Below are 22160 nucleotides of genomic sequence, written 5' to 3' on the forward strand. Positions count from 1 at the left end.
CTCAGCGGAAACCGGTGAGCGAGATGGACTGCGTGACGTGCTTGTTGACGAGCAGGAACAGGACGACGAGGGGGGCCATGGCGAGCGTCGTGGCGGCCGTGACGAGGGTCCAGTTCCCGTTGTACTGGCTCTGCAGGTTCGCCGTCGCGACCGTCAGCGTCTGCCACGTCGGCCCGGTGGTGATGATGAGCGGCCAGAGGAAGTTGTTCCACTGGCTGACGACGGTGATGACCGCGAGCGTGGCCAGCACCGGCCGGGACAGCGGCACGACGACGTGCCGCAGGATGCGCAGGGTCCCGCACCCGTCGAGCCGCGCGGCGTCCTCGAGGTCCTGCGGGACGGCGCGGAAGTGCTCGCGCAGCAGGTACACCGCGAACGGGGACCCGAAGAGGGTCGGCAGGACGATCCCCCAGAACGTGTTCCGCAGACCCGCCTGGGCGAACATCACGTACAGCGGGACGATCGTCACCACCTGCGGCACCATCATCGTCGCGAGGTAACCGCCGAACAGCAGCCGGCGCCCGGGGAACCGCAGCCGCGCGAAGGCGTACGCGGCGAGCACCGAGCAGACCAGCTGCCCCACGAGCAGCACGACGACGACCTGGACGGTGACGACGAGCGCGGGGACGAGCGTGAACCGCCCACCGAGGACGTCGGCGTAGTTCTGCCCCGTCCACGGCGCGGGCCAGGTCAGGGTCGCCCGGCGGGCCAGCTGCGCCGGTTCCTTGAGCGAGGTCAGCAGGCTCAGGACGTACGGGCCGAGGGCGAGCACGGCCCCGGCCAGCAGGACGGCGTACGTCCCGGCGATCCCCGCGGCGCGCCGGGTCACGCCGCGACCTCGTACGTCGACCGCCGTCCGAACCACAGGCGCTGCGCCACGGTGAGGACCACGAGGACGACGGTGAGCAGGACCGCGATGGCGGCCGCGCGGCCCATCCGCAGGGCCGTGAACGCCTCGGAGTAGATCTCGTAGGCGATCAGGGACGTCGCCCCGCCGGGTCCGCCGCGCGTCATGGCGTAGACCGTGTCGAACACCTGGAAGCTGGAGATGACGCCGGTGATGAGGACGAATGACGTCGTCGGGCGCAGCAGGGGCAGCGTGATGCTCCAGAACACCCGCCACGGGCCGGCCCCGTCGACGCGCGCGGCGTCGGCGAGCTGGTCCGGGATCCCCGCCAGGCCCGCGAGGAAGAACAGGGCGACGTACCCGACCTGGGTCCAGACGGTGACGAACGCGACCGCGGGCAGCGCGAGGGTGTGGCTGGTGAGCCACTCGACGCGGGTGCCGAGGACCGCGTTGAGGGCACCGGTCGAGGGGTCGAACACCCACCGCCAGACGAGCCCCACGACGAGCGGCGCGCAGATCCACGGGACGACGTACAGGACGCGGAAGAACGTCGAGCCCGGCAGCCGCCGCGCCAGCAGCACGGCGACGAACAGCCCCAGCGCGGTCTGGACGGGGATGACGAGGACCGTGAACAGCAGCGTCACCGCGAAGGAGTGCCGGACGCCGGCGTCGGTGAGGACGGTGGCGTAGTTGTCCAGGCCCGCCCAGCGCGCCGGGGAGACGAGGTCCCAGCGCTGCAGGCTGAGCCACAGGGCGACCGCCACCGGGACCAGGAGGAAGGCGACCGTCCCGAGCAGGCTCGGGGCGAGCAGCGCCCACCCCGTGAGCGCTTCCCGCGTTCGGCGTGTCCGCACGTCACCCCCCCTGTCGTCCGGTGGCCGTCCGGGGGTCAACATGCCACGCCCCCGGTGCGCTCGCGACGGGAGCGGGCTAGGTTGGACCCCGACACTTGCACGTTCAACGACCTGGGAGGTCCCCGTGACCGACGTCAAGCTCGCGATCGTCTACTACTCCGCGACCGGCACGGTCCGGACGATGGCCGAGAGGCTCGCCGCCACCGCCGAGCAGGCCGGCGCGGAGGTCCGCCTGCGCCAGGTGCAGCGCCAGCCCACCGGCGGGGAGAAGGCCGCCACCGACGAGCAGGCCGCCGAGGCCGAGGCGGCCAAGGGCGCCCCCGGCGCCACCGCCGACGACGTCGTGTGGGCCGACGCGGTGCTGTTCGGCTCCCCCACCCGCTACGGCAACATCGCCGGTCAGCTGAAGACGTTCATCGACTCCCTCGGCGCGCAGTGGGCCCAGGGCCTGCTCGCCGACAAGGTGTACGCCGGGTTCACCGCCTCCCAGACCGCCCACGGCGGCCAGGAGACCACGCTCATCGCGCTCTACAACACGATCTACCACTTCGGCGGGATCATCGTCCCGCCCGGCTACACCGACGGCTCCAAGTTCGTCGACGGCAACCCCTACGGCGTCAGCCACGTCACCGGCGGCGGCAACGACATCCCCGTCGGCGACGTCACGAACACCGCGCTGGACCACCTCGTGCAGCGCGTCATCGGCATCACCCGCAAGCTCAAGGGTTGAGTTCCGCCGGTGAGGGGTCTCGGGTCACCGGCCAGGCCCCTCACCGGTTCACACTGCGGTCAGGCAGTAGAACTCCCCCGTGGGAGACCGCAGGTAGTCGATCGAGGCGCACGTCTCCGGACTCGAAACCTCAGCGGTGATGCGCCAGTGAGCCTCGGTCGAGCCGCACGGGACCTGCTCGACGTCACCTTCGCCATTCAGCGAGGAGCCGGCGACGTCGCTCCAGCAGGAGCCGGTCATGGAGGCAGTGCCGCCTTCAGTTGCCGCTGGACCGGTAGGAGCCGGCGGTTCGATGAGCTTGAAGCCGGCGACACCGCACAAGGTGAGGACGACGCAGGCACTGACGACCACACCGGCGATGGCGGTCAGCGGGGTGCGGAGACCGACTCGGTGCACCGCGATCATCGTCTTGCCCGCGCGGACGAACAGCAGGGCCGCCACGAGGAAGCCACCGGTCCAGACGATCCCACCGTCGCTCGCCGCCAGGGCGATGCCCGCAGCCACCACCGCGATCACGCAGCCGAGGACGTAGTGGTTGCGGGCACGGGTCCGGGCCGCGCGCGCCTGGAGGTAGAGAGCGAAGAGCCGCTGCTCGGCCACGTCGTCCGGGACGAGCTGCGGGTTCAGGACGGGCGACGGGCCGTCGTCGTGGGATCGGGTCAACACTGCTCCAGTCATCGAGTTGCCCCGACAAATTAGGTGGTGCCGAGCTGCCGCACGGCCGGATCCGAGCAGATCGGTTCCCGGTTTCCCCCGCCCGGCGCAACCGGTGCGCACGGGGTGGCCGTCGAGTCACCCCGCGGTGCGCCGAGGGAGGTCCTGCGGCACCGGTGGATGACGAGGCCTCCGCACCCTCGAAGGGTGCGGAGGCCTCGGCTCACGCGGTTCAGCGGACGGCGGAACCTCGACGTAGTCGGAGTCGTCCGACTTCATCCACGCCATGAGTTTGCGCAGCTCACGGCCGGTGGCCTCGATCGGGTGCTCCTTGTCCTGGGCGCGCAGCTTCTTGAACTTCGGGGCCCCGGCGTCCTGGTCCTCGATGAAGTTGCGGGAGAGGGACTGTCCTTTGGTTATCACAATCGACTATTAAATGATTAGGAAGCGGCAAACCTTCTTAGAGCACCCCCTATTCTTCGTTCGATTCCATGCGGGCAGACAAGCCCGCGAGAAGTGAGTACTTAAATGAAGCTTGCCAAAAAGACATTCTTCGCCAAACCTCCCATCGGGAAAGCGCTAAAGGGTCGACCGCAAGACGAACACGCCGCTCCAAATCCTTACGATCCATTTGAACCTTATATTGAGCACGCAGCGCAATACAGATCCCTTCAATTAGCGAGTGGCCATTCGCGTGGGCTCGTCCTCTACAGTCTCGGCAACTGATATCAAAATGTTTCTTGCACTCAACGTCCTCTAATTGCTCAAGGTCTCGAATGACGTACTCAATTCGATCTTCGGGCCAGTGCAGAACGGTCCCCATGCGGCTCGCAACATCAACAGAGGGTATGGCACTCGAACCAGAAAGCCAGTCGACAAGCAGATCTACGTCCCGCAGTTCCACTCGCCTCTTAACGGTCATTTCAAGGTCCAGAAGCTTGACCGGAAGCTTGCGCTTTTGGGCGGCGCGTAGCACCATACCGAATGTAGTTGCGACCTCCTCCGCAAGTTCAACGATCTGACGCGCCACACGGCGACCCTCACCCGGGCTCGCCACCTTGTCGGCCACACTCTCTAAAATGACTCGCTCATAGGCTTCGAGTTCTACAAGAAGATCCGCGTCCATGTCCCGCCGCACAGAGAGGATGAGCCCCTCCTGGCCTTTCAATCGGGATGCAATATCTCCATCGCAGTCGACCAGGCAAAGAACTCCCGGAAAATTCTGTTGTCGCAAAGACTCAAAAATGTCAAGAACATGATTCTTGCCGCCGACCGGAAGAACCGTAACATCTGAAGCAAGAAACGGAAAAAGGGCTCGCTGATCAGCGACTCCTTCAACAACCAGTACAGCTGAGGCCACGGGAGCTGCTCGGCGCATCATGCGGATTAACTGCAGTCGACTCTCAACATCTGGATAATCGAGCATTAGTCCAGATCCTCATCCAACGAGCGCTCGACTTCGGGCGTTGACGCCAAGAGAACTGGCGAATGCGTAGCCAGCAGAAAATGAAGCCCCCTGGGCGCCCCCATCTGACGAAGACTCTGCAGCAGGGTGTGCTGCCATCGCACATGCAACGAAAGTTCAGGTTCATCGATTATCACCAACGTGCCTGGCTTTGAGCGAAAAAGCACCTCATAGGCGAGGATCAGCATCTGTTGCTCACCTGAGCTGAGCTGGCTTGCACGCACCAATGCACCCGATGCGACGCGAAATTTTAGTCCCGATCGGCGAGTCAGCACGAGCACTTTAGGGTCGAATCGATCATCCAGGAATTGTTTAAATAGCTGCAGCTGTTCGGCGAGCTCCTCCAAGACAGCTAACTTGCGCAAAGTCGCAGTCAAGAACGTGGCCAATACAGGGCGCACCTCAGTGCGCTCCAGACTCTCGCCCGCAATCTCGGGCTCGAATCCGTCTTCCAACTCAAGTAACCCAACTCCCCGCAGCATCTCCCGCTTAGAGGAAACCCGAGAGATAAGCGTTTCCAGGCGCTCAACCGAGAGTGAGTTAGAGCTACTCATGGCATCAATAACGTCCCGAGGAAATCTGCGGTCGTGCATCTGCGAGATATGCGCATACCGGGTATCGACACGTCTCATCTGCTCTGAGATGTCAAGGCTCGCCGCCTCGACCGCGGATCTCGTAACTCGTCGAACAACACGTTCGTACTCGCCAGAGTCACCCGGAACGGTTACGAGGCGCTGATCCGAAACAAAGAGCACTGCAAAATTCTCGCTCAACTCACTAAACCAGTCGGGCGCAGAGTACTCCACAAAATCCCGACGCTCTTTCGAACTTGAAACTCTTAGAGAGTCGCGACGAGCAAGAAGACGACGACGAACGCGGATTACCTCATCCGTCGAAACCTCAGCCTCAAGAGCTGCGCTGCGTAGCAACTCCATTTGCTCATCAGCTTCATCACCTTCCAAGACTGCCGTATGTGCCCACTCTGGAATATCGGGATCAACGAGCGATTCTTCGACATATCCCTCATTACCCCGCCAATTGACAGCCGCCCGGCGACCCGCTTCGGGAGTCAACCTAAAGACGCTCTGATCCACGAAGATCAGCGTCAGTTCGGAAACCGGCGCCCGGACCAATGTGCGGACGTCGCCAGTTGCAACGGCGTTGATAAGTCTGAGGATGGTGGACTTACCAGTGCCATTACCTCCCGTTAAGACCGTGGTTGCGCTTTCATCAAGGCGGATATCATAGTTCCGCAGGCCAAATAATCCCGTTACGATAACCCTCGTGAGGCCAGTCCTCTGTTCCATTGCATCCCCCTAGAAAATGAACTGGGACCAACCCTATCGGATTGGTCCCAGTTCACGGGGTATCTTGAGGTCAGCGGGCGGCGGAACCCTCGACGTAGTCGGAGTCGTCCGACTTCACCCACGCCATGAGCTTGCGCAGCTCACGGCCGGTGGCCTCGATCGGGTGCTGCTCGGCCTGGGCGCGCAGCTCCTTGAACTTCGGGGCCCCGGCGTCCTGGTCCTCGATGAAGTTGCGCGCGAAGGTGCCGTCCTGGATGTCCTTCAGGACGTCCTTCATGCGCTCCTTGACCGAGGCGTCGATGACGCGCGGGCCGGAGATGTAGTCGCCCCACTCGGCGGTGTCGGAGACCGACCAGCGCTGCTTGGCGATGCCGCCCTCGTACATGAGGTCGACGATCAGCTTCAGCTCGTGCAGGCACTCGAAGTAGGCGACCTCCGGCTGGTAGCCGGCCTCGATGAGGACTTCGAAACCGGTCTGCACGAGGGCGGAGGCGCCACCGCACAGGACGGCCTGCTCACCGAACAGGTCGGTCTCGGTCTCCTCGGTGAAGGTGGTCTTGATGCCGCCGGCGCGCAGGCCGCCGATCGCCTTGGCGTAGGCCAGGGCCAGCTCCCAGGCGTGACCGGTCGCGTCCTGCTCGACGGCGACGATCACGGGGACGCCGCGGCCGTCGACGTACTCGCGGCGCACCAGGTGCCCCGGGCCCTTGGGGGCGACCATGACGACGTCGACGTCGGCCGGGGGCTTGATGTAGCCGAAGCGGATGTTGAAGCCGTGGCTGAAGAACAGCGCCTTGCCGGCGGTCAGGTTCGGCTCGATCGCCTCGGCGTACAGACCGCGCTGCAGGTGGTCCGGCACCAGCACCATGATCACGTCGGCGGCCTTCGCGGCCTCGAACGGGGTGAGGACCTGCAGGCCCTGCTCCTCGGCCTTGGCGCGGGACTTCGAGCCCTCCTTGAGGCCGACGACCACGTCGACGCCGGAGTCGCGCAGCGACAGCGCGTGGGCGTGGCCCTGGCTGCCGAAGCCGATGACGGCCACCTTCTTACCGGTGATCTTGGACAGGTCGGCGTCGTCGTCGTAGAACATCTCGGCCACGTGGGGTTCTCTCCTCGGGTTTCTTCTCGGGGGTCGTGCGGGTCAGGCGGAGCGCAGCGCGCGGTCGGAGATCGCGCGCCCACCGCGGGCGAGCGCCACCGAACCGGACTGCACCAGTTCGCGGATGCCGAACGGCTCGAGCACGCGCAGCAGCGCGGCCAGCTTGTCCGGGCTGCCGGTCGCCTCCACCGTCACCGCGTCGGGAGACACGTCGACGACGTGCGCGCGGAACAGCTGCACGGTGTCGAGCACCTCCCCGCGCGCCGAGGCGTCGGCCCGGACCTTCACGAGCAGCAGCTCGCGCTGGACCGAGGCGCCGTCCTCGAGCTCGACGATCTTCAGGACGTTGATCAGCTTGTTGAGCTGCTTCGTCACCTGCTCCAACGGCTGCCGCTCCACGTCGACGACGATGGTCATCCGGGAGATCTCGGAGCGCTCGGTCGGTCCGACCGTGAGGGAGTGGATGTTGAAGTTCCTGCGCGCGAACAGCGACGTGACGCGCATCAGGACACCGGGTCGGTTCTCGACCAGGACGGACAGGGTGTGGCGGGACATCAAGAGATCACCATCTCTTCGCCGTCCTCGGAGGACACGATGTCGGAGTCGACCTCGCGGTCCCACTTGGGAGACAGGCCGCGGGCGTACTGGATGGCGTCGTTGCTCACGCCGGCCTCGACCATCGGCCAGACCATGGCGTCGCGGTGGACGCGGAAGTCGATGACGACGGGGACGTCGTTGATCGCCAGGGCCTTCTCGATGGTGGCGTCGACGTCCTCGGGCTTGTCGCAGCGCAGCCCGACGCAGCCGTAGGCGTCGGCGAGCTTGACGAAGTCCGGCACGGGGGCGGAGTGCTCGCCGTGGTGGTCACCGGAGTGCAGGTCGGTGTTGGAGTACCGCTCGGAGTAGAAGAGCGTCTGCCACTGCCGGACCATGCCCAGGGAGGAGTTGTTGATGATCGCGACCTTCAGCGGGATGCCGTTGAGGGTGCACGTCGCCAGTTCCTGGTTGGTCATCTGGAAGCAGCCGTCGCCGTCGATGGCCCACACGACGGTGTCGGGGCGCCCGACCTTGGCGCCCATCGCGGCCGGGACGGAGAAGCCCATGGTGCCCAGGCCGCCGGAGTTGATCCAGGTGCGCGGGTTCTCGTACCGGATGAACTGCGCCGACCACATCTGGTGCTGGCCGACGCCGGCGACGTACACGGCCTCGGGGCCGGTGAGGGCGCTGATGCGCTCCAGGACGTACTGCGGGGCCAGGGTGCCGTCCGCGGAGTCGGCGTACCCCAGCGGGTACGTCTCCGTCCAGGACCGGGTCTGCTCCGTCCACGCCGTGAGGTCGGCGCGGCCGTGCTCGAACTCGGCCGCGACCGCCGCGGTCAGCTCGGCCAGGACGAGCTTGGCGTCGCCGACGATCGGGACGTCGACCTCGCGGTTCTTGCCGATCTCGGCCGGGTCGATGTCGGCGTGGATGACCTTGGCCTCGGGGGCGAAGCTCGACAGCTCGCCGGTGACGCGGTCGTCGAACCGGGCCCCGAGGGTGATGAGCAGGTCGGACTTCTGCAGCGCCGTGACGGCCGCGACGGTGCCGTGCATGCCGGGCATGCCCAGGTTCTGCGGGTGCGAGTCGGGCAGCGCGCCGCGGGCCATGAGCGTGGTCACGGCGGGGATGCCGGTGAGGTCGGCCAGGGCGCGCAGCTCGGCCGAGGCGTCGGCCTTGATGACGCCGCCGCCGACGTACAGCACGGGGCGCTCGGCGGCGGCGATGAGCCGGGCCGCCTCGCGGATCTGCTTGCCGTGCGGGCGCACGACGGGCCGGTAGCCGGGCAGGTCGACGGTCTCGGGCCAGGTGAAGGACGTCGTGGCCTGCAGCGCGGACTTCGCGACGTCGACCAGGACCGGGCCGGGGCGGCCGGTGGCGGCGAGGTGGAAGGCCTCGGCCACGGTGCGCGGGATGTCGGCCGGGTCGGTCACCAGGTAGTTGTGCTTGGTGATCGGCGTGGTGATGCCCGCGATGTCGGCTTCCTGGAAGGCGTCGGTGCCGATGGCCTTGGCGCCCACCTGACCGGTGATGGCGACCATCGGGACCGAGTCCATGTTCGCGTCGGCGATCGGGGTGACGAGGTTCGTCGCCCCGGGGCCGGAGGTGGCCATGCAGACCCCGACCTTGCCGGTGGCCACGGCGTACCCCTCGGCCGCGTGGCCGGCGCCCTGCTCGTGCCGGACGAGGATGTGCCGGATGTGCGGGGAGTCCATGAGCGGGTCGTAGGCCGGCAGGATCGCCCCGCCCGGGATGCCGAAGACGACCTCGACCCCTACCGCCTCGAGGGAGCGGACGAGGCTCTGGGCGCCGGTGAGCTCGGCGACGGGGAGCTTGGGGTCCAGGGGCAGTTGCTCTGGCATCTGGGTGTCCTCCTCGGGCGGTGCCGTCCACGGTGTCGTGCTCCGGACGCCCGGCGTGTTCGGTCCGCCGGACGCAAAAAGACCCCTCAGCCAGGGATGGCGTGTGAGGGGTCGCGCGCTCGGCCGAACTGACTCAGCCGGCGCGCTGTCCGATGGCTACGAGGAACCGCATGGAGGAGAAGGTAGTCCCCTCGCGGCCCCGTGTCAGCCGACGGGGCCCCGCGTCTCACCATGTGAGACGCGGGGTCCAGCCCCTGGACGGCTCAGCGGCAGACGGCGCCCGTGGAGGCGGACTGCACCTGCTTGGCGTACTTGGCCAGCACGCCGCGGGTGAACACCGGCGGCAGCGGCTCCCAGCCCTCGCGGCGGGCGGCGAGCTCCTCGTCGTCGACGAGGACCTCGAGCGTCTTGCCCGCGACGTCGAGCCGGATGCGGTCGCCGTCGCGGACGAAGGCGACCGGACCGCCGTCGACGGCCTCGGGGGCGATGTGCCCCACGCACAGCCCCGTCGTCCCACCCGAGAAGCGGCCGTCGGTCAGCAGCAGGACGTCCTTGCCGAGCCCGGCGCCCTTGATCGCCCCGGTGATCGCGAGCATCTCGCGCATCCCCGGACCGCCCTTGGGGCCCTCGTAGCGGATGACGACGACGTCGCCCGCGGAGATCGTGCCGTCCTCCAGCGCGTCGAGCGCGGCGCGCTCGCGCTCGAAGACGCGCGCGGTGCCCTCGAAGACCTCGGAGTCGAACCCGGCGCTCTTGACCACGGCCCCGCCCGGGGCGAGGTTGCCGGTGAGGATCGTGATGCCGCCGGTCTTGTGGATGGGGTTGTCCAGCGCCCGCAGCACGACGCCGTCGACGTCCGGCGGGGCGATGTCGGCGAGGTTCTCGGCCATCGTCTTGCCGGTGACGGTCAGCGCGTCGCCGTGCAGCAGCCCGGCGTCGAGCAGGGCGCGCATGACCACGGGGATCCCGCCGATGCGGTCGACGTCGACCATGACGTGCTTGCCGAACGGCTTGAGGTCACCCAGGTGCGGCACCTTCGCGGCGATGCGGTCGAAGTCGGCCAGCGTCAGGTCGACCTCGGCCTCGTAGGCGATCGCGAGCAGGTGCAGCACGGCGTTGGTGGACCCGCCCAGGGCCATGACGACGGCGATGGCGTTCTCGAACGCCTCCTTGGTGAGGACCTGCCGGGCGGTGATCCCCCGCCGCAGCAGCTCGACCACGGCCTCGCCGGACTTGCGGGCGAACCCGTCGCGGCGGCGGTCGGTCGCCGGCGGGGCGGCGCTGCCGGGCAGCGACATCCCCAGCGCCTCGGCGGCGGCGGCCATGGTGTTCGCGGTGTACATGCCGCCGCAGGCCCCCTCGCCCGGGCAGATGGCGCGCTCGATGACGTCGACGTCCTCGCGCGACATCAGCCCGCGGGCGCACGCCCCGACGGCCTCGAAGGCGTCGATGAGCGTGACCTCGTGCTCGCTGCCGTCGGACAGCTTGGCCCGTCCCGGCAGGATCGTCCCGGCGTACAGGAACACGCTGGCCAGGTCCAGGCGGGCGGCGGCCATGAGCATCCCGGGCAGCGACTTGTCGCAGCCGGCGAGCAGCACCGAGCCGTCGAGCCGCTCGGCGCTCATGACGGTCTCGACCGAGTCGGCGATGACCTCGCGGGAGACCAGCGAGAAGTGCATCCCCTGGTGACCCATGGAGATGCCGTCCGAGACCGAGATCGTGCCGAACTCCAGCGGGTACCCGCGGGCGGCGTGCACGCCGTCCTTGACGGCCTTGGCCAGGCGGTCCAGGGACAGGTTGCACGGGGTGATCTCGTTCCAGCTCGACGCGACGCCGATCTGGGGCTTCTCCCAGTCGTCGTCCCCCATGCCGACGGCGCGCAGCATGCCGCGCGAGGCGGTCGCCTCCAGCCCGTCGGTGACCTGGCGGCTGCGCGGTTTGACGTCGATTCCATCAGCAGGGCTCACACCCGGAGTCTAGGTCCCCTCCTGCGTTGACCGCCGGGGGCGCGAGGGCTAGCGTGACGACCGCCGTGAACGTTCACGGCCCCACCCCCGGCCCGAAGGAGCGCCCCCGTGCCCACCTCCCCCACCCGCTGGGCAGTGCTCGGAGCCGGTGGCATCGCCCACCGGTTCGCCTCCCAGCTGCCCTTCGCGGACGCCCGGCTCGTCGCCGTCGGCCACTCCGACACCCCCGCGGGGGCCGAACGCGCCCGCACCTTCGCCCAGGAGTTCGCCCCCGACGCCTTCGTCGGCGACTACGACGCCGTCCTGGCCCGCGAGGACGTCGAGGCGGTCTACGTCAGCACCGTCCACGTCACCCACGCCCGGCTCGCGCTGGCCGCGGTCCGCGCGGGCAAGCACGTCCTGGTGGAGAAGCCCCTCGCCCCCAACCACGGCACCGTGATGGCCGTGGTCGACGCGGCCCGGGCGTCCGACGTGCACGTCCTCGAGGCGTACATGTACGCCCACCACCCGCAGGTGCAGAAGCTGCTCGAACTCGTGCGCGAGGGCGCGATCGGCACGGTCCAGCACGTCGACGCGAGCTTCGCCTTCGCGACCGGCGCCAAGCAGGGACGGCTGTACGACGCCGACCTCGCCGGCGGCGGCATCCTCGACGTCGGTGGCTACCCCGTCTCCGCCGCGCACCTCGTGGCGAGCGCCGCGCTCGGCCGCACCGCGGCGGTCCAGGAGTTCTCCGCGCAGGGCACGGTCGGCGAGACCGGGGTCGACGAGTGGGCGACCGCGTCGATCACCTTCACCGGCGGCGTCACGGCCGCCGTGCGCACCGGCGTGGCCCTCGCGGACCCGCAGACCATCACGGTCTACGGGTCGGCCGGGCGCATCCACCTGCCGGACCCGTGGACGGTCCTCGGCGACACCCGCGTCGTGCTGACCCGGCCGGGCGCCGAACCCGAGACGTTCGCGTTCGACCCGGAACTGCCGCAGAACAAGGCGTACGCCCTGGAGGCCCGGGCCCTCGTCGGCGACGGCACCCCCGCGTTCACCCTCGACGACACCCTCGCGGTCAACGCGGTCCTGAACCGCTGGCGCGACGCGATCGGCCTGCGGTACCCGTTCGAGACCGACACCGCCGACATCCCCACCGCCTCGGGCCTGCCGCTGCGGCGCGCCGAACCCACGGCCATGAAGTACGGGCGGATCCCCGGCCTGGACCGCGAGGTCTCGCGCCTGGTCATGGGGTGCGACAACCAGCCCGACCTCGCGCACGCCTCGGCGATCTTCGACGCGTTCGTGGAGGCCGGCGGGAACACGTTCGACACCGCGTGGCTGTACGGCATGGGCAAGTACGAGAAGCTGCTCGGCCGCTGGATGGCCAACCGCGGGAACCGGTCCGAGCTCAACGTCATCGTCAAGGGCTGCCACACCCCGCACAACGACCCCGAGTCGCTGACCCGGCAGTTGTTCGAGTCCTTCGAGCGGCAGGGCCACGACCGCGCCGACATCTACATGATGCACCGCGACAACGAGGACATCCCCGTCGGCGAGTTCGTCGACGTCCTCGACGAGCACGCCTCGGCCGGGCGCATCACCGTCTACGGCGGCTCGAACTGGTCCCCGGCGCGCGTCGACGAGGCGAACGCCTACGCCGAGAAGCACGGCAAGCGCCCGTTCACGGTGCTGTCCAACCACTTCGGCCTCGCCGAGGCCTACGACGTGCCGTGGGCCGGGTGCCGCCACGTCACCGACCCCGAGTCCAAGCGGTGGCTCGCCGAGCGGGACATCGCGCTGCTGCCGTGGAGCTCGCAGGCCCGCGGGTTCTTCGCCCGCGCCCACGTGGACGACCGGAGCGACGCGGAACTGGTGCGCTGCTACTACTCCGACGCGAACTTCGAGCGCAAGGCCCGCGCCGAGAAGCTGGGCGCCGAGCTCGGCGTCCCGGCCACCGCGATCGCCCTGGCGTTCGTGCTGGCCCAGCCGTTCCAGGTGTTCGCCCTGTTCGGCCCCCGCACGATCGCCGAGGCCCGTTCGTCGATGACGGGCCTGGGTGTGGAACTCACTCCCGAGCAGGTCGCCTGGCTGGACCTGCGCGAGGGGTGAGCGGACCGGATCCGGCCCGGGCGGCGACGATCGTCGACGTCGCCCGGGCCGCGGGGGTCTCGCGGCAGACCGTGACGCGCGCCGTGCACGACATGGCCGGGATCAGCCCCGCGACCCGCGCCCGAGTCCTGGCCGCGGCGAGGGACCTGAACTACCACCCGTCGCGCTTCGGGCGCGGGCTGGTCAAACCCGCGGCCCGCACCCTGGGCCTGCTCGTGGGCGACCTCACGAACCCGTACTACGCTGAACTCGCCTCGACGGTCCTGCGGCTGGCCGCCGGGCGCGGCTGGAACGTCGTCATGGCCGAACCCGGCTCGGCGGCCGACCTCGCCGGCGGCGCGGACGCGGTCGTCGCGTTCACCGGTGTGGCCTTCGACCCGCCCAGCCCGGCCGCGCCGAACCTGCCGGTGGTCGAGATCGACCCGCCGCGGACCCACCCCGGGCACGGGCGCGTCGAGTTCGAGCGCGAGGGCGCGACGCGCGAGGCCGTGCGGCACCTGCTCGGGCGGGGCGTGCGGCGGCCCGTCGTGCTGGACCTGCTGGGGTCGACCTCGCGGGGGCGGGCGTTCGTCGAGGCGTTCCGCGCGCAGGGCGTCGACCCCTTCGTCGCCGACCGGGGCGCCGGCTGGGACGACGTGCGGCCGCACGCCCCGGACGCCGTCGTGGCCTTCAACGACCTCGACGGGTTCCGGCTGCTGCGCGACCTCGCCCGGGCGGGGGTCGCGGTGCCCGGGCAGGTCAGGGTCGTCGGTGTCGACGGCCTCGGCGTCGGGGAGTTCGTCACCCCGCGGCTGTCGACGCTCGCGATCGACCTGGCCGAGGTCGCCCGCAGCGCGCTCGACCTCGTGGTGGAACTGCGGGGGGACCGGAGCACCGACCGGGGCACGGACCCCGTCCGGGTCGTCGCGCACCGCTTCGTGGCGCGCGACTCGACCTGATCTCAGGCCCGCTGGAGCCCCAGCCGTCGCAGCGTCGCCCGGACCTCGGCGGCCTCCCACCCCAGCCGTCCCTCGGACCAGGTCGGGGCGGGCAGCGCCCCGCGGCCGACGAGGGCGTGCAGCGTCGCGACGTCGACGTCGTAGCGGTGGCTGACCTGGAGCAGGGTGAGCTTGTCCATCGGGTCCGATCCTCGAGGACGACGCGCGGTGGTGAGCGTCGTGGGGCGATGTGGCCAAACGGACCGATGATACCCGGATCAGCGGCCTCCGGGAAGCCGGTGGCTCCCGCTCAACCGTTCGGCCCCACCTGCCGAGGAATGCACCGGGGATCGCCCCTCCCCACCCCGTGCGCACGAGTGAGGTCCCAGGCATGATCAACGCCGGCATCGGACGCAAGCTGACCGTCCTGACCGCGGTCCCGCTGCTCATCCTCGTCACGGTGGGGGTGATCGCGTTCAGCAGCGCCGTGCAGCTGCTCCAGCAGCAGCACATGGTCAACCACACCTACCAGGTGCTCGCCGGGTCCAGCGAACTGCGCTCCTCCCTCAAGGACGCCGAGACCGGCCAGCGCGGGTACCTCATCACCGGTGAGGACAGCTACCTCGACCCCTACCGCCAGGCCGTGCAGGCCCTGCCGGACGAAGTCGACGCCCTGCGCTCGCTGACCGCCGACAACCCCGCCCAGCAGGAACGGCTGGACAGCGTCGACGGCCTCGTCGACGCCAAGCTCGCCGAGCTGGCCGAGACCGTCGACCTGCGCACGACGGCCGGTTTCGACGCCGCCCGCGACGTCGTCCTGACGAACGAGGGCAAGGCCGTCATGGACGAGCTGCGCACCACCCTCGACGAGTTCGAGGGCGCCGAGGCGTCCCTGCTCGACCAGCGCGCCGCGGCGAGCGCCGCCGCCGCCCTGCGCGTCAAGCTCAGCGTCCTCGTCGGGGTCGTCGTCGGGGTGCTCGTCGGGGTCCTGGTCGGCTGGCGCACCACCCGCGGCATCGTCCGCCCGGTGCGCGAGGTCACCGCGCTCGCCCACGCCCTCGCCGAGGGCGACCTGACCCGCTCGGCCCACGTCGAGGGCTCGGACGAGATCGCCCGCATGGCCACCGTCCTGAACGACGCCGTCGCCACCGTCCGCAGCACCGTCGCCACCGCCGCCGACAGCGCCGCCGCGGTCGCCGCCGCCAGCGAGGAGCTCGGCGCGACCTCCACGCAGATCTCGCGGGCCGCCGGACGGGCCAGCCAGGAGGCCGGTGCCGCGCACGACGAGGGTGACCGCGTCACCCGGAGCCTGCAGACGGTCTCGGCCAGCGCCGAGCAGATGACCGCCTCCATCCGGGAGATCTCCGCGGGCGCCTCCGAGGCGGCGTCGGTGGGTTCGGAGGCCGTCGAGGCGGCTGCCGCGACGAACCAGACCATCGAGGAGCTGGGTTCCTCCAGCGCCGAGATCGGCCAGGTCGTCAAGGCGATCACCGCGATCGCCGAGCAGACGAACCTGCTGGCCCTCAACGCGACCATCGAGGCCGCCCGCGCCGGGGAGGCCGGCAAGGGGTTCGCGGTCGTCGCCAGCGAGGTCAAGGAACTGGCGCAGCAGACCGCGCGCGCCACCGAGGACATCGCCCACCGCGTCGAGGACATCCAGCGCGCCAGCGACCAGGCCGTCAGCTCCATCGCCGGCATCGGCGAGATCATCCAGCGGATGAACGCGCACCAGACGACCATCTCGGCGGCGGTCGAGGAGCAGTCGGCCACGACCGCGGAGATGACCCGCAGCCTCAGCGACGCGGCGGCCGGCAGCACCCGGATCGGTGAGCGCATCGCCTCGGTGGCGCAGTCCTCGGCCGTGACCGACCAGGGCGTCGGGGAGAGCGAGCAGGCGGTCTCCGAGCTGGCCCGGATGGCGGCGGCGCTGCAGACGGCGGTGGCCCGCTTCCGGTACTGAGGGCCGCGGTCCGGCGCGCGGTCAGCACGCGCGGTCAGTAGACGTCGCGCACGTACCGCTTGCGCGCCGCCAGGTCCCGCACGTACTCCGTCGCGGCGTCGGGGTCGAGCCCGCCGTGCTCGGCCACGACGTCGCGCAGGGCCGCGTCGACGTCCTTGGCCATCCGGGCGGCGTCCCCGCAGACGTACACGTGGGCGCCGTCCTCGATCCAGCGCCACAGCTCCTCGCCGTGGCGGCGCACCCGGTCCTGGACGTACACCTTCTCCGGCTGGTCGCGGGAGAACGCCAGGCTGAGGCGGGTGAGGAGGCCGTCCTCGCGCCAGGCCTCGAACTCCTCGCGGTAGTACCAGTCGGTGCGGGAGCTGCGCTCGCCGAAGAACAGCCAGTTGCGGCCGGTCGCGCCCTGGGCGCGGCGGTGCTGGAGGAACCCGCGGAACGGGGCGACCCCGGTGCCGGGCCCGATCATCACCATCGGCGCGTCGGGGTCGGCCGGGGGCCGGAACGCGGGCGAGGGCTGCACGAAGACCCGCAGGTCCACGTCCTCGGCCCGGTCGGCGAGGAACGTGGAGCAGACCCCGTGCCGCACGGGGTCGCCGAACCGGACGGCGGAGACCGTCAGCTGCACCTCGTCGGGGTGGGCCTGGGGGGCCGAGGAGATCGAGTACTGCCGCGGCTGCAGCGGTTTGAGCAGGTTCCGCCACTCCGCGGGCCCGGCGGCGACCGGGAAGTGCCGCAGGACGTCGACGGTCTGCCGGCCCTGGCACCACTGCGCGGTGGGGGTCCCGGCGCGGGAGTGCCGGCCCACGAAACCCAGCAGGTCGGCGGTGGGCCGGGTCAGGTCGAACCCGGCGAGCTCGTCGGGTTCCAGCCCGGTCAGCGAGGCGATCTCGGCCACCAGGCGCGGGTCGTTGACGGGCCACACGCCGAGGGAGTCACCGGCCTGGTAGTCCAGCCCCTCGTCGCGGGACAGGCCGACGAGCCGCACCTCCTTGGACGACCCGTCGCCGGTGAGCCGGACGTTGCGGACCAGCCGGGAGGTGTACGGGTCCTTGCGGGTGGGGCGGGCCGGGCGGGTGGGGCCGGTCGTGCGCTGGGCGGGGATGGCGGGCCGGGCGGGGGCCTCGGGCCGGGCCGGGGCCCGCTCCCCCAGCAGCGCCGCGACGCGCTCGCTCCAGCGCGCGGCGCGCTCGTCCTCGCCCGGTTCGCAGTCCACCCGGTCCAGCAGGCGGGTCGCGCCGAGCTCGGCGAAGCGCTCGTCGAGGCGGCGGCCGTGGCCGCAGAAGTCGCTGTAGCTGGAGTCCCCCAGGGCCAGGACGGCGAACCGCCCGTCCAGCCGCGGCGCGTCGGGGGCCGTGAGCCGCTCCCAGAACGCCTCGCCGTTGTCCGGGGGGCCGCCGTCGCCGAACGTGCTGGAGACCAGCAGCGTCGTGGGGGCCAGCCGGGCCGGGTCCGCCTCGTCCATGCCGCGCAGCGCGACCCGGACCCCCGCCGACTCCAGGGCCTGCGCCGCGCCGCGGGCGTGCTCGGCCGCCGAGCCGGTCTGGGAGGCGTACAGGACCAGCACGTCCGGTTCCGCCGGGCCACCGGCCTCCTGGGGGGAGGTGCGGGGACCGGTGGCGAACGTCCCCGCCAGGAACCCGTCGACCCACGACCGGTCGGTCTCGGAGAACGGTGCGGAGCCCGGCAGGACGGGGGTGAAACCCGGCGTCTCGCCCAGGGCGTGCAGGAACCCGTCGAGGTAGCGGCGCTGCCGGTCGTCGAACTCCGGGGGCGCCGCCGGGGTGGCCGGGGTGGCCGGGGTGGCCGGGGCCTCGGGCACGGCGGGCTCGGCCGCGGCCACCCGGGTCAGCGACACCGCGCACACCTTGAACTCCGGCTGGAAGCTGTCGGGGTCGACGGCGTCGTTCGTCACGGCGTTCACGGCGAGGTCCTCCCCGACGGTGTCGTTCCAGTGGAAGGGGGCGAAGCAGCACCCGGGCAGCACGCGGTCGGTGACGACGGCGGGCAGGACCGCCCGCCCGCGCCGGGACGCGATCTCCACCCGGTCGCCCTCGGCGATCCCCAGGCGGGCCGCGTCCTGCGGGTGGACCTCCACGAACGGCCCGGGGTTCAGCCGGTTCAGCGCCGCGACCTTCCCGGTCTTGGTGAGGGTGTGCCACTGGTGCTGGACGCGGCCGGTGTTCAGGACGAAGGGGTGCTCGTCGTCGGGCAGCTCGGCGGCCGGGACGTACGGCCGCGGCCAGAACACGGCCCGGCCGCTGGGGGTGGGGAAGCGCAGCTCCCCGTCGGTGACGTACCGCACCGGGTTGCGGTCCGGGCCGCCGGGCGCGGCCGGCCACTGCACCGGCCCCTGCCGGAGCCGGTCGTGGTCCACGCCGCGCAGGTCGTACCCGGTGCCGGGGTTGGAGAACCGGCGGATCTCCTCGAACACCTCGGCGGCACTTCGGTGGGCGAACTGCTCGGTGAACCCCATCGCCCGGGCCACCATCGCGATGAGCTCCCAGTCCGGGGTGGCGTCCCCGACGGGGTCGGCCGCCTGCTGCAGCAGCGTCAGGGACCGCTCGGAGTTGACGGCGACCTGCTCGGACTCGGCCCACAGCGTCGCCGGCAGCAGGACGTCGGCGTACGGGGTCGTCTCGTTCAGCGCGAACACGTCCTGGACGACGACGAAGTCGCAGCGCTGCAACGCCTCCACCACGGTGGAACGGTTGGCGACGGAGGCGACCGGGTTGGTGCAGACGATCCAGCAGGCCTTCACCCGCCCGTCGGCCATCCGGCGGAACAGGTCGATGGTCCCGGTCCCGACGTCGGTGCGCAGGGTCCCCGGTTCCAGCCCCCACACCTCCTCGGTGAACGCGCGGTCGGCCTCGACCAGGACGGACCGCTGACCGGGCAGGCCCGGGCCCATGTACCCCATCTCCCGGCCGCCCATCGCGTTGGGCTGCCCCGTCAGGGAGAACGGGCCGCTGCCGCGGCGGCCGACGGCCCCGGTGGCCAGGTGCAGGTTGACCAGGGCGTTGGTGTTCCAGGTGCCGTGCACGGACTGGTTCAGGCCCATCGTCCAGCAGCTCACCCAGTTCGGGGCCGCCGCGATGAGCTCGGCGGCGCGGCGCAGGTCGGCCTCGTCGACGCCGGTGAGCTCGGCGACGCGGGCCGGCGGGTGGTCGGCGACGACGGCGGCCATCGCCTCCCAGCCCTGGGTGTGCGCGGCGACGAACCCCTCGTCCACGGCGCCGGCCTCCACCAGCAGGTGCAGCAGGCCGTTGAGCAGCGCCAGGTCCGTCCCGGGCCGCACGGGCAGGAACACGTCGGCGGCCTCGGCCGTCGCGGTGCGCCGGGGGTCGACGACGATCACCTTCGCCCCGGAGGCGCGGACCCGGTCCATCATCCGCAGGAACAGGATCGGGTGGCAGTCGGCCATGTTGGAGCCGATGACCAGGAACACGTCGGCGTGGTCGAAGTCGTCGTAGGACCCCGGGGGGCCGTCGGCCCCCAGGGACTGCTTGTAGCCGGTCCCGGCGCTGGCCATGCACAGCCGGGAGTTGGACTCGATCTGGTTGGTGCGCCAGAAGCCCTTGGCGAGCTTGTTCGACAGGTACTGCGCCTCCAGGGACATCTGCCCCGACACGTAGATCGCGACCGAGTCCGGCCCGTGCTCGGCGATGGTCTCGCGGAACCGGTCGGCGACCTGCTGCACGGCCTCCTCCAGCGGCACCGCGCGGGCCGGTGCCCCGCGCACGTCGCGCACCTGCGCGTTCTCCAGCCGCCCCGGCGCGGTCGTGAACGCCGCGCTGGTGGCACCCTTGGTGCACAGCCGGCCGCGGTTGGCGGGGTGCTCGCGGTCCCCGGAGACCCGCGCGACCGAGCGGCGGCCGGTGACCGGGTCGGTGGCGACGTCCAGCACCACCCCGCACCCCACCCCGCAGTAGGAGCAGGCGCTGCGGACGGAGGTGGCTTCGGGCGGCGGCACGCGCCGCAGTCAACCCCGGCGCCGTTGCCGCCCCGTTTCCCTCGTGTTGCGCCCGTGGTGCGCTCTCCTCACAGGGCCGCGCGCCCACCGTGAGGACAACGTGACGGGGCCGCAACAGCGACGGCGACCAGCCGTAACGCGCCGTCCCTACGTTCGGGTCATGACCCTCGACACCCGCACCATCCCGGCCCCCCGGTCCGGCCGCTGGGTCGACGACCACGACCCCGAGGACGTCACGCAGTGGCAGGCCACCGGCCGCCGGGTCGCCCAGCGCAACCTGTGGCTGTCCATCTTCGCCGAGTTCCTCGGCTTCTCGGTCTGGCAGCTGTGGACGATCGTCACGCCGTCCCTGAACGGCGCGGGCTTCGCGCTGACCGCGGACCAGATGTTCTGGCTCATCGCCGTGCCGAACCTCGTCGGGGCCACCCTGCGGTTCCCGTACACGTTCGCGGTGCCGAGGTTCGGCGGCCGGAACTGGACGATCGTGTCGGCGCTGCTGCTGGTCGTGCCCTGCGTCGGGCTCGCGGTCGTGGTGCAGAACCCGGACACCCCGTTCTGGTTCATGGTGCTGGTCGCCGCGACGGCCGGGGTCGGGGGCGGGAACTTCGCCTCCAGCATGGCGAACATCTCGTTCTTCTACCCCGAGCGGGAGAAGGGCGCGGCGCTCGGCCTCAACGCCGCCGGCGGGAACCTCGGGGTCGCCGTGGTGCAGCTCGTCGTGCCGATCGTCGTCGTCGTCGGCGGGGGCCTGGCGCTCGAGCGCGCCGGCCTGGTCGTCATCCCGCTGGCGGTGCTGGCCGCGGTGCTGGCCTGGAGGTACATGGACAACCTGTCGACCGCGAAGGCCGACCTCGCCGGGTACGCGGCCGCGGTGCGGAACAAGCACACCTGGATCATCTCGTTCCTGTACATCGGGACGTTCGGGTCGTTCATCGGGTACGCCGGGGTGTTCCCGACGCTCATCAAGCAGGAGTTCCCCGACGTCACCTTCACCTGGGGTTTCCTGGGCCTGCCGCAGGTGCCGCTGACGCTGGCCTTCCTCGGCGCGCTCGTCGGGTCGATGGCCCGCCCCACCGGCGGGAAGCTGGCCGACCGGCTGTCCGGCGCGAACGTCAGCATCGCCGCGTACGGGGTCATGGCCCTGGGCGCGGTCGGGGTGATCCTCAGCCTCGCGGCCGGCACCTTCGCCGGGTTCTTCGCCAGCTTCCTCGTGCTGTTCGTCGCCAGCGGCGTCGGCAACGGGTCGGTCTACCGGATGATCCCGGCCATCTTCCGCGCCGGCATCGACCCGGCCACCGACCCCGCGGCCATGGTCCTGGCCAAGCGGCAGGCCGCGGCCTGCATCGGCATCGCCGCCGGCATCGGCGCCTACGGCGGGTTCATCATCCCCCGCGTGTTCGCCGCCTCGATCAAGGACACCGGCTCGCTGCAGCCCGCGCTCGTCGGGTTCATCGCCTTCTACGCGGCCTGCGCCGCCGTGACCTTCGCCGTCTACAAGGTCGGTCGCGCCCAGCGCTTCGCCGGCGCCGAGATCTGAGAGGAACCCCCACCGTGAGCTCGACCCCCCGTTTCCTGCAGGGCGTGCACCCGTTCACCGGCGCCGGCCTGGAGAAGCCCGTCACCCTCGACGGCCTGCGCCACACCGTCTCCGACGGCCTGCGCGCGCAGCCGGTCTACTTCCGGGGCGGGAACCCCACCGACGAGCTCGTCGTCGTGGCGCTGCTGCGCGACGGGGTCACGACGCGGTTGTTCCCCGTCGGCGCGAAGGGTTCGGTCCACGTGCCCCTGAGCATCGTCGAGGACGTCGAGGCCCCCGCCGTGCTGGAGCTCGCGGTGCTGGCCCCCGAGGGGCTCACCGGCTCGATCGTCGTCGACCTCGGCCTCGTGGAGGTGTGAG

At 70.6% G+C, this 22160-nt stretch carries 17 protein-coding genes and 1 pseudogene; 6 read left to right on the plus strand and 12 right to left on the minus strand.

From position 1 onward, the window contains the following. Position 1: 1 nt before the first annotated feature. Positions 2–829: a carbohydrate ABC transporter permease gene (locus ACRYRX_RS10335; protein WP_432511771.1), complete on the minus strand. Its 828-nt coding sequence runs from the start codon at positions 827–829 to the stop codon at positions 2–4. Next, positions 826–1743: a carbohydrate ABC transporter permease gene (locus tag ACRYRX_RS10340; RefSeq protein WP_432511772.1), complete on the minus strand. Its 918-nt coding sequence runs from the start codon at positions 1741–1743 to the stop codon at positions 826–828. The genes ACRYRX_RS10335 and ACRYRX_RS10340 overlap by 4 nt, the downstream gene beginning before the upstream one ends. A gap of 82 nt (positions 1744–1825) precedes the next feature. Between ACRYRX_RS10340 and ACRYRX_RS10345 the strand changes: the two genes are divergently transcribed. Beyond that, positions 1826–2431, plus strand: coding sequence for a flavodoxin family protein (locus ACRYRX_RS10345; protein WP_432511773.1), 606 nt, complete (start codon positions 1826–1828; stop codon positions 2429–2431). 48 nt (positions 2432–2479) lie between these two features. Here the strand turns inward: ACRYRX_RS10345 and ACRYRX_RS10350 are convergent, their stop codons facing one another. From ACRYRX_RS10350 to ilvD, 8 genes and pseudogenes are all read right to left on the minus strand, one after another. Next, a complete protein-coding gene (locus ACRYRX_RS10350) occupies positions 2480–3097 on the minus strand; it encodes a hypothetical protein (RefSeq protein ID WP_432511774.1) in 618 nt (205 codons plus the stop codon). 237 nt (positions 3098–3334) lie between these two features. Then, a pseudogene (locus tag ACRYRX_RS10355) lies at positions 3335–3475 on the minus strand (ketol-acid reductoisomerase); the annotation flags it as partial. 82 nt (positions 3476–3557) lie between these two features. Further along, positions 3558–4511, minus strand: a complete 954-nt coding sequence (locus ACRYRX_RS10360) for a hypothetical protein (protein ID WP_432511775.1) — start codon at positions 4509–4511, stop codon at positions 3558–3560. Next, positions 4511–5857, minus strand: coding sequence for an AAA family ATPase (locus ACRYRX_RS10365; RefSeq protein WP_432511776.1), 1347 nt, complete (start codon positions 5855–5857; stop codon positions 4511–4513). Before ACRYRX_RS10365 ends, ACRYRX_RS10360 begins: the two co-directional genes overlap by 1 nt. Positions 5858–5927: 70 nt before the next feature. Further along, a complete protein-coding gene (ilvC, locus tag ACRYRX_RS10370; protein ID WP_432511777.1) occupies positions 5928–6956 on the minus strand; it encodes a ketol-acid reductoisomerase in 1029 nt (342 codons plus the stop codon). Between the two features lie 42 nt (positions 6957–6998). Beyond that, on the minus strand, positions 6999–7511 hold the full coding sequence (ilvN, locus tag ACRYRX_RS10375; RefSeq protein WP_432511778.1) for an acetolactate synthase small subunit: 513 nt from the start codon (positions 7509–7511) through the stop codon (positions 6999–7001). Then, positions 7511–9355, minus strand: coding sequence for an acetolactate synthase large subunit (locus tag ACRYRX_RS10380; RefSeq protein WP_432511779.1), 1845 nt, complete (start codon positions 9353–9355; stop codon positions 7511–7513). Before ACRYRX_RS10380 ends, ilvN begins: the two co-directional genes overlap by 1 nt. Positions 9356–9618: 263 nt before the next feature. Beyond that, positions 9619–11322, minus strand: a complete 1704-nt coding sequence (gene ilvD / locus ACRYRX_RS10385) for a dihydroxy-acid dehydratase (RefSeq protein WP_432511780.1) — start codon at positions 11320–11322, stop codon at positions 9619–9621. Between the two features lie 108 nt (positions 11323–11430). Between ilvD and ACRYRX_RS10390 the strand changes: the two genes are divergently transcribed. Both ACRYRX_RS10390 and ACRYRX_RS10395 read left to right on the plus strand, forming a co-directional pair. Then, a complete protein-coding gene (locus tag ACRYRX_RS10390; protein ID WP_432511781.1) occupies positions 11431–13416 on the plus strand; it encodes an aldo/keto reductase in 1986 nt (661 codons plus the stop codon). After that, complete coding sequence (locus ACRYRX_RS10395; protein ID WP_432511783.1) at positions 13413–14354, plus strand: LacI family DNA-binding transcriptional regulator; 942 nt, start codon at positions 13413–13415, stop codon at positions 14352–14354. The genes ACRYRX_RS10390 and ACRYRX_RS10395 overlap by 4 nt, the downstream gene beginning before the upstream one ends. Before the next feature lie 2 nt (positions 14355–14356). On the opposite strand, the gene ACRYRX_RS10400 is transcribed toward ACRYRX_RS10395, so the two are convergent. Continuing rightward, on the minus strand, positions 14357–14533 hold the full coding sequence (locus ACRYRX_RS10400; protein ID WP_432511784.1) for a hypothetical protein: 177 nt from the start codon (positions 14531–14533) through the stop codon (positions 14357–14359). Positions 14534–14724: 191 nt separating this feature from the next. Between ACRYRX_RS10400 and ACRYRX_RS10405 the strand changes: the two genes are divergently transcribed. Further along, positions 14725–16293, plus strand: coding sequence for a methyl-accepting chemotaxis protein (locus ACRYRX_RS10405; protein WP_432511785.1), 1569 nt, complete (start codon positions 14725–14727; stop codon positions 16291–16293). A 34-nt stretch (positions 16294–16327) separates the two neighbouring features. Here the strand turns inward: ACRYRX_RS10405 and ACRYRX_RS10410 are convergent, their stop codons facing one another. Continuing rightward, on the minus strand, positions 16328–20263 hold the full coding sequence (locus ACRYRX_RS10410) for a molybdopterin-dependent oxidoreductase (RefSeq protein WP_432511786.1): 3936 nt from the start codon (positions 20261–20263) through the stop codon (positions 16328–16330). A gap of 160 nt (positions 20264–20423) precedes the next feature. Between ACRYRX_RS10410 and ACRYRX_RS10415 the strand changes: the two genes are divergently transcribed. Both ACRYRX_RS10415 and ACRYRX_RS10420 read left to right on the plus strand, forming a co-directional pair. Continuing rightward, complete coding sequence (locus ACRYRX_RS10415; RefSeq protein ID WP_432511787.1) at positions 20424–21800, plus strand: MFS transporter; 1377 nt, start codon at positions 20424–20426, stop codon at positions 21798–21800. A gap of 14 nt (positions 21801–21814) precedes the next feature. Then, complete coding sequence (locus ACRYRX_RS10420) at positions 21815–22159, plus strand: molybdopterin oxidoreductase (RefSeq protein WP_432511789.1); 345 nt, start codon at positions 21815–21817, stop codon at positions 22157–22159. Position 22160 lies beyond the last annotated feature (1 nt).

The organism is Kineococcus lubricus (genome assembly GCF_050871965.1).
GTDB lineage: Bacteria > Actinomycetota > Actinomycetes > Actinomycetales > Kineococcaceae > Kineococcus.

Coding starts and splice junctions, on each gene's coding strand:
- ACRYRX_RS10340 (WP_432511772.1), bottom strand. CDS start 1,743: ATGTTGACCCCCGGACGGCCACCGGACGACAGGGGGGGTGACGTGCGG.
- ACRYRX_RS10360 (WP_432511775.1), bottom strand. CDS start 4,511: ATGCTCGATTATCCAGATGTTGAGAGTCGACTGCAGTTAATCCGCATG.
- ACRYRX_RS10365 (WP_432511776.1), bottom strand. CDS start 5,857: ATGGAACAGAGGACTGGCCTCACGAGGGTTATCGTAACGGGATTATTT.
- ilvN (WP_432511778.1), bottom strand. CDS start 7,511: ATGTCCCGCCACACCCTGTCCGTCCTGGTCGAGAACCGACCCGGTGTC.
- ACRYRX_RS10380 (WP_432511779.1), bottom strand. CDS start 9,355: ATGCCAGAGCAACTGCCCCTGGACCCCAAGCTCCCCGTCGCCGAGCTC.
- ACRYRX_RS10400 (WP_432511784.1), bottom strand. CDS start 14,533: ATGGACAAGCTCACCCTGCTCCAGGTCAGCCACCGCTACGACGTCGAC.
- ACRYRX_RS10405 (WP_432511785.1), top strand. CDS start 14,725: ATGATCAACGCCGGCATCGGACGCAAGCTGACCGTCCTGACCGCGGTC.
- ACRYRX_RS10415 (WP_432511787.1), top strand. CDS start 20,424: ATGACCCTCGACACCCGCACCATCCCGGCCCCCCGGTCCGGCCGCTGG.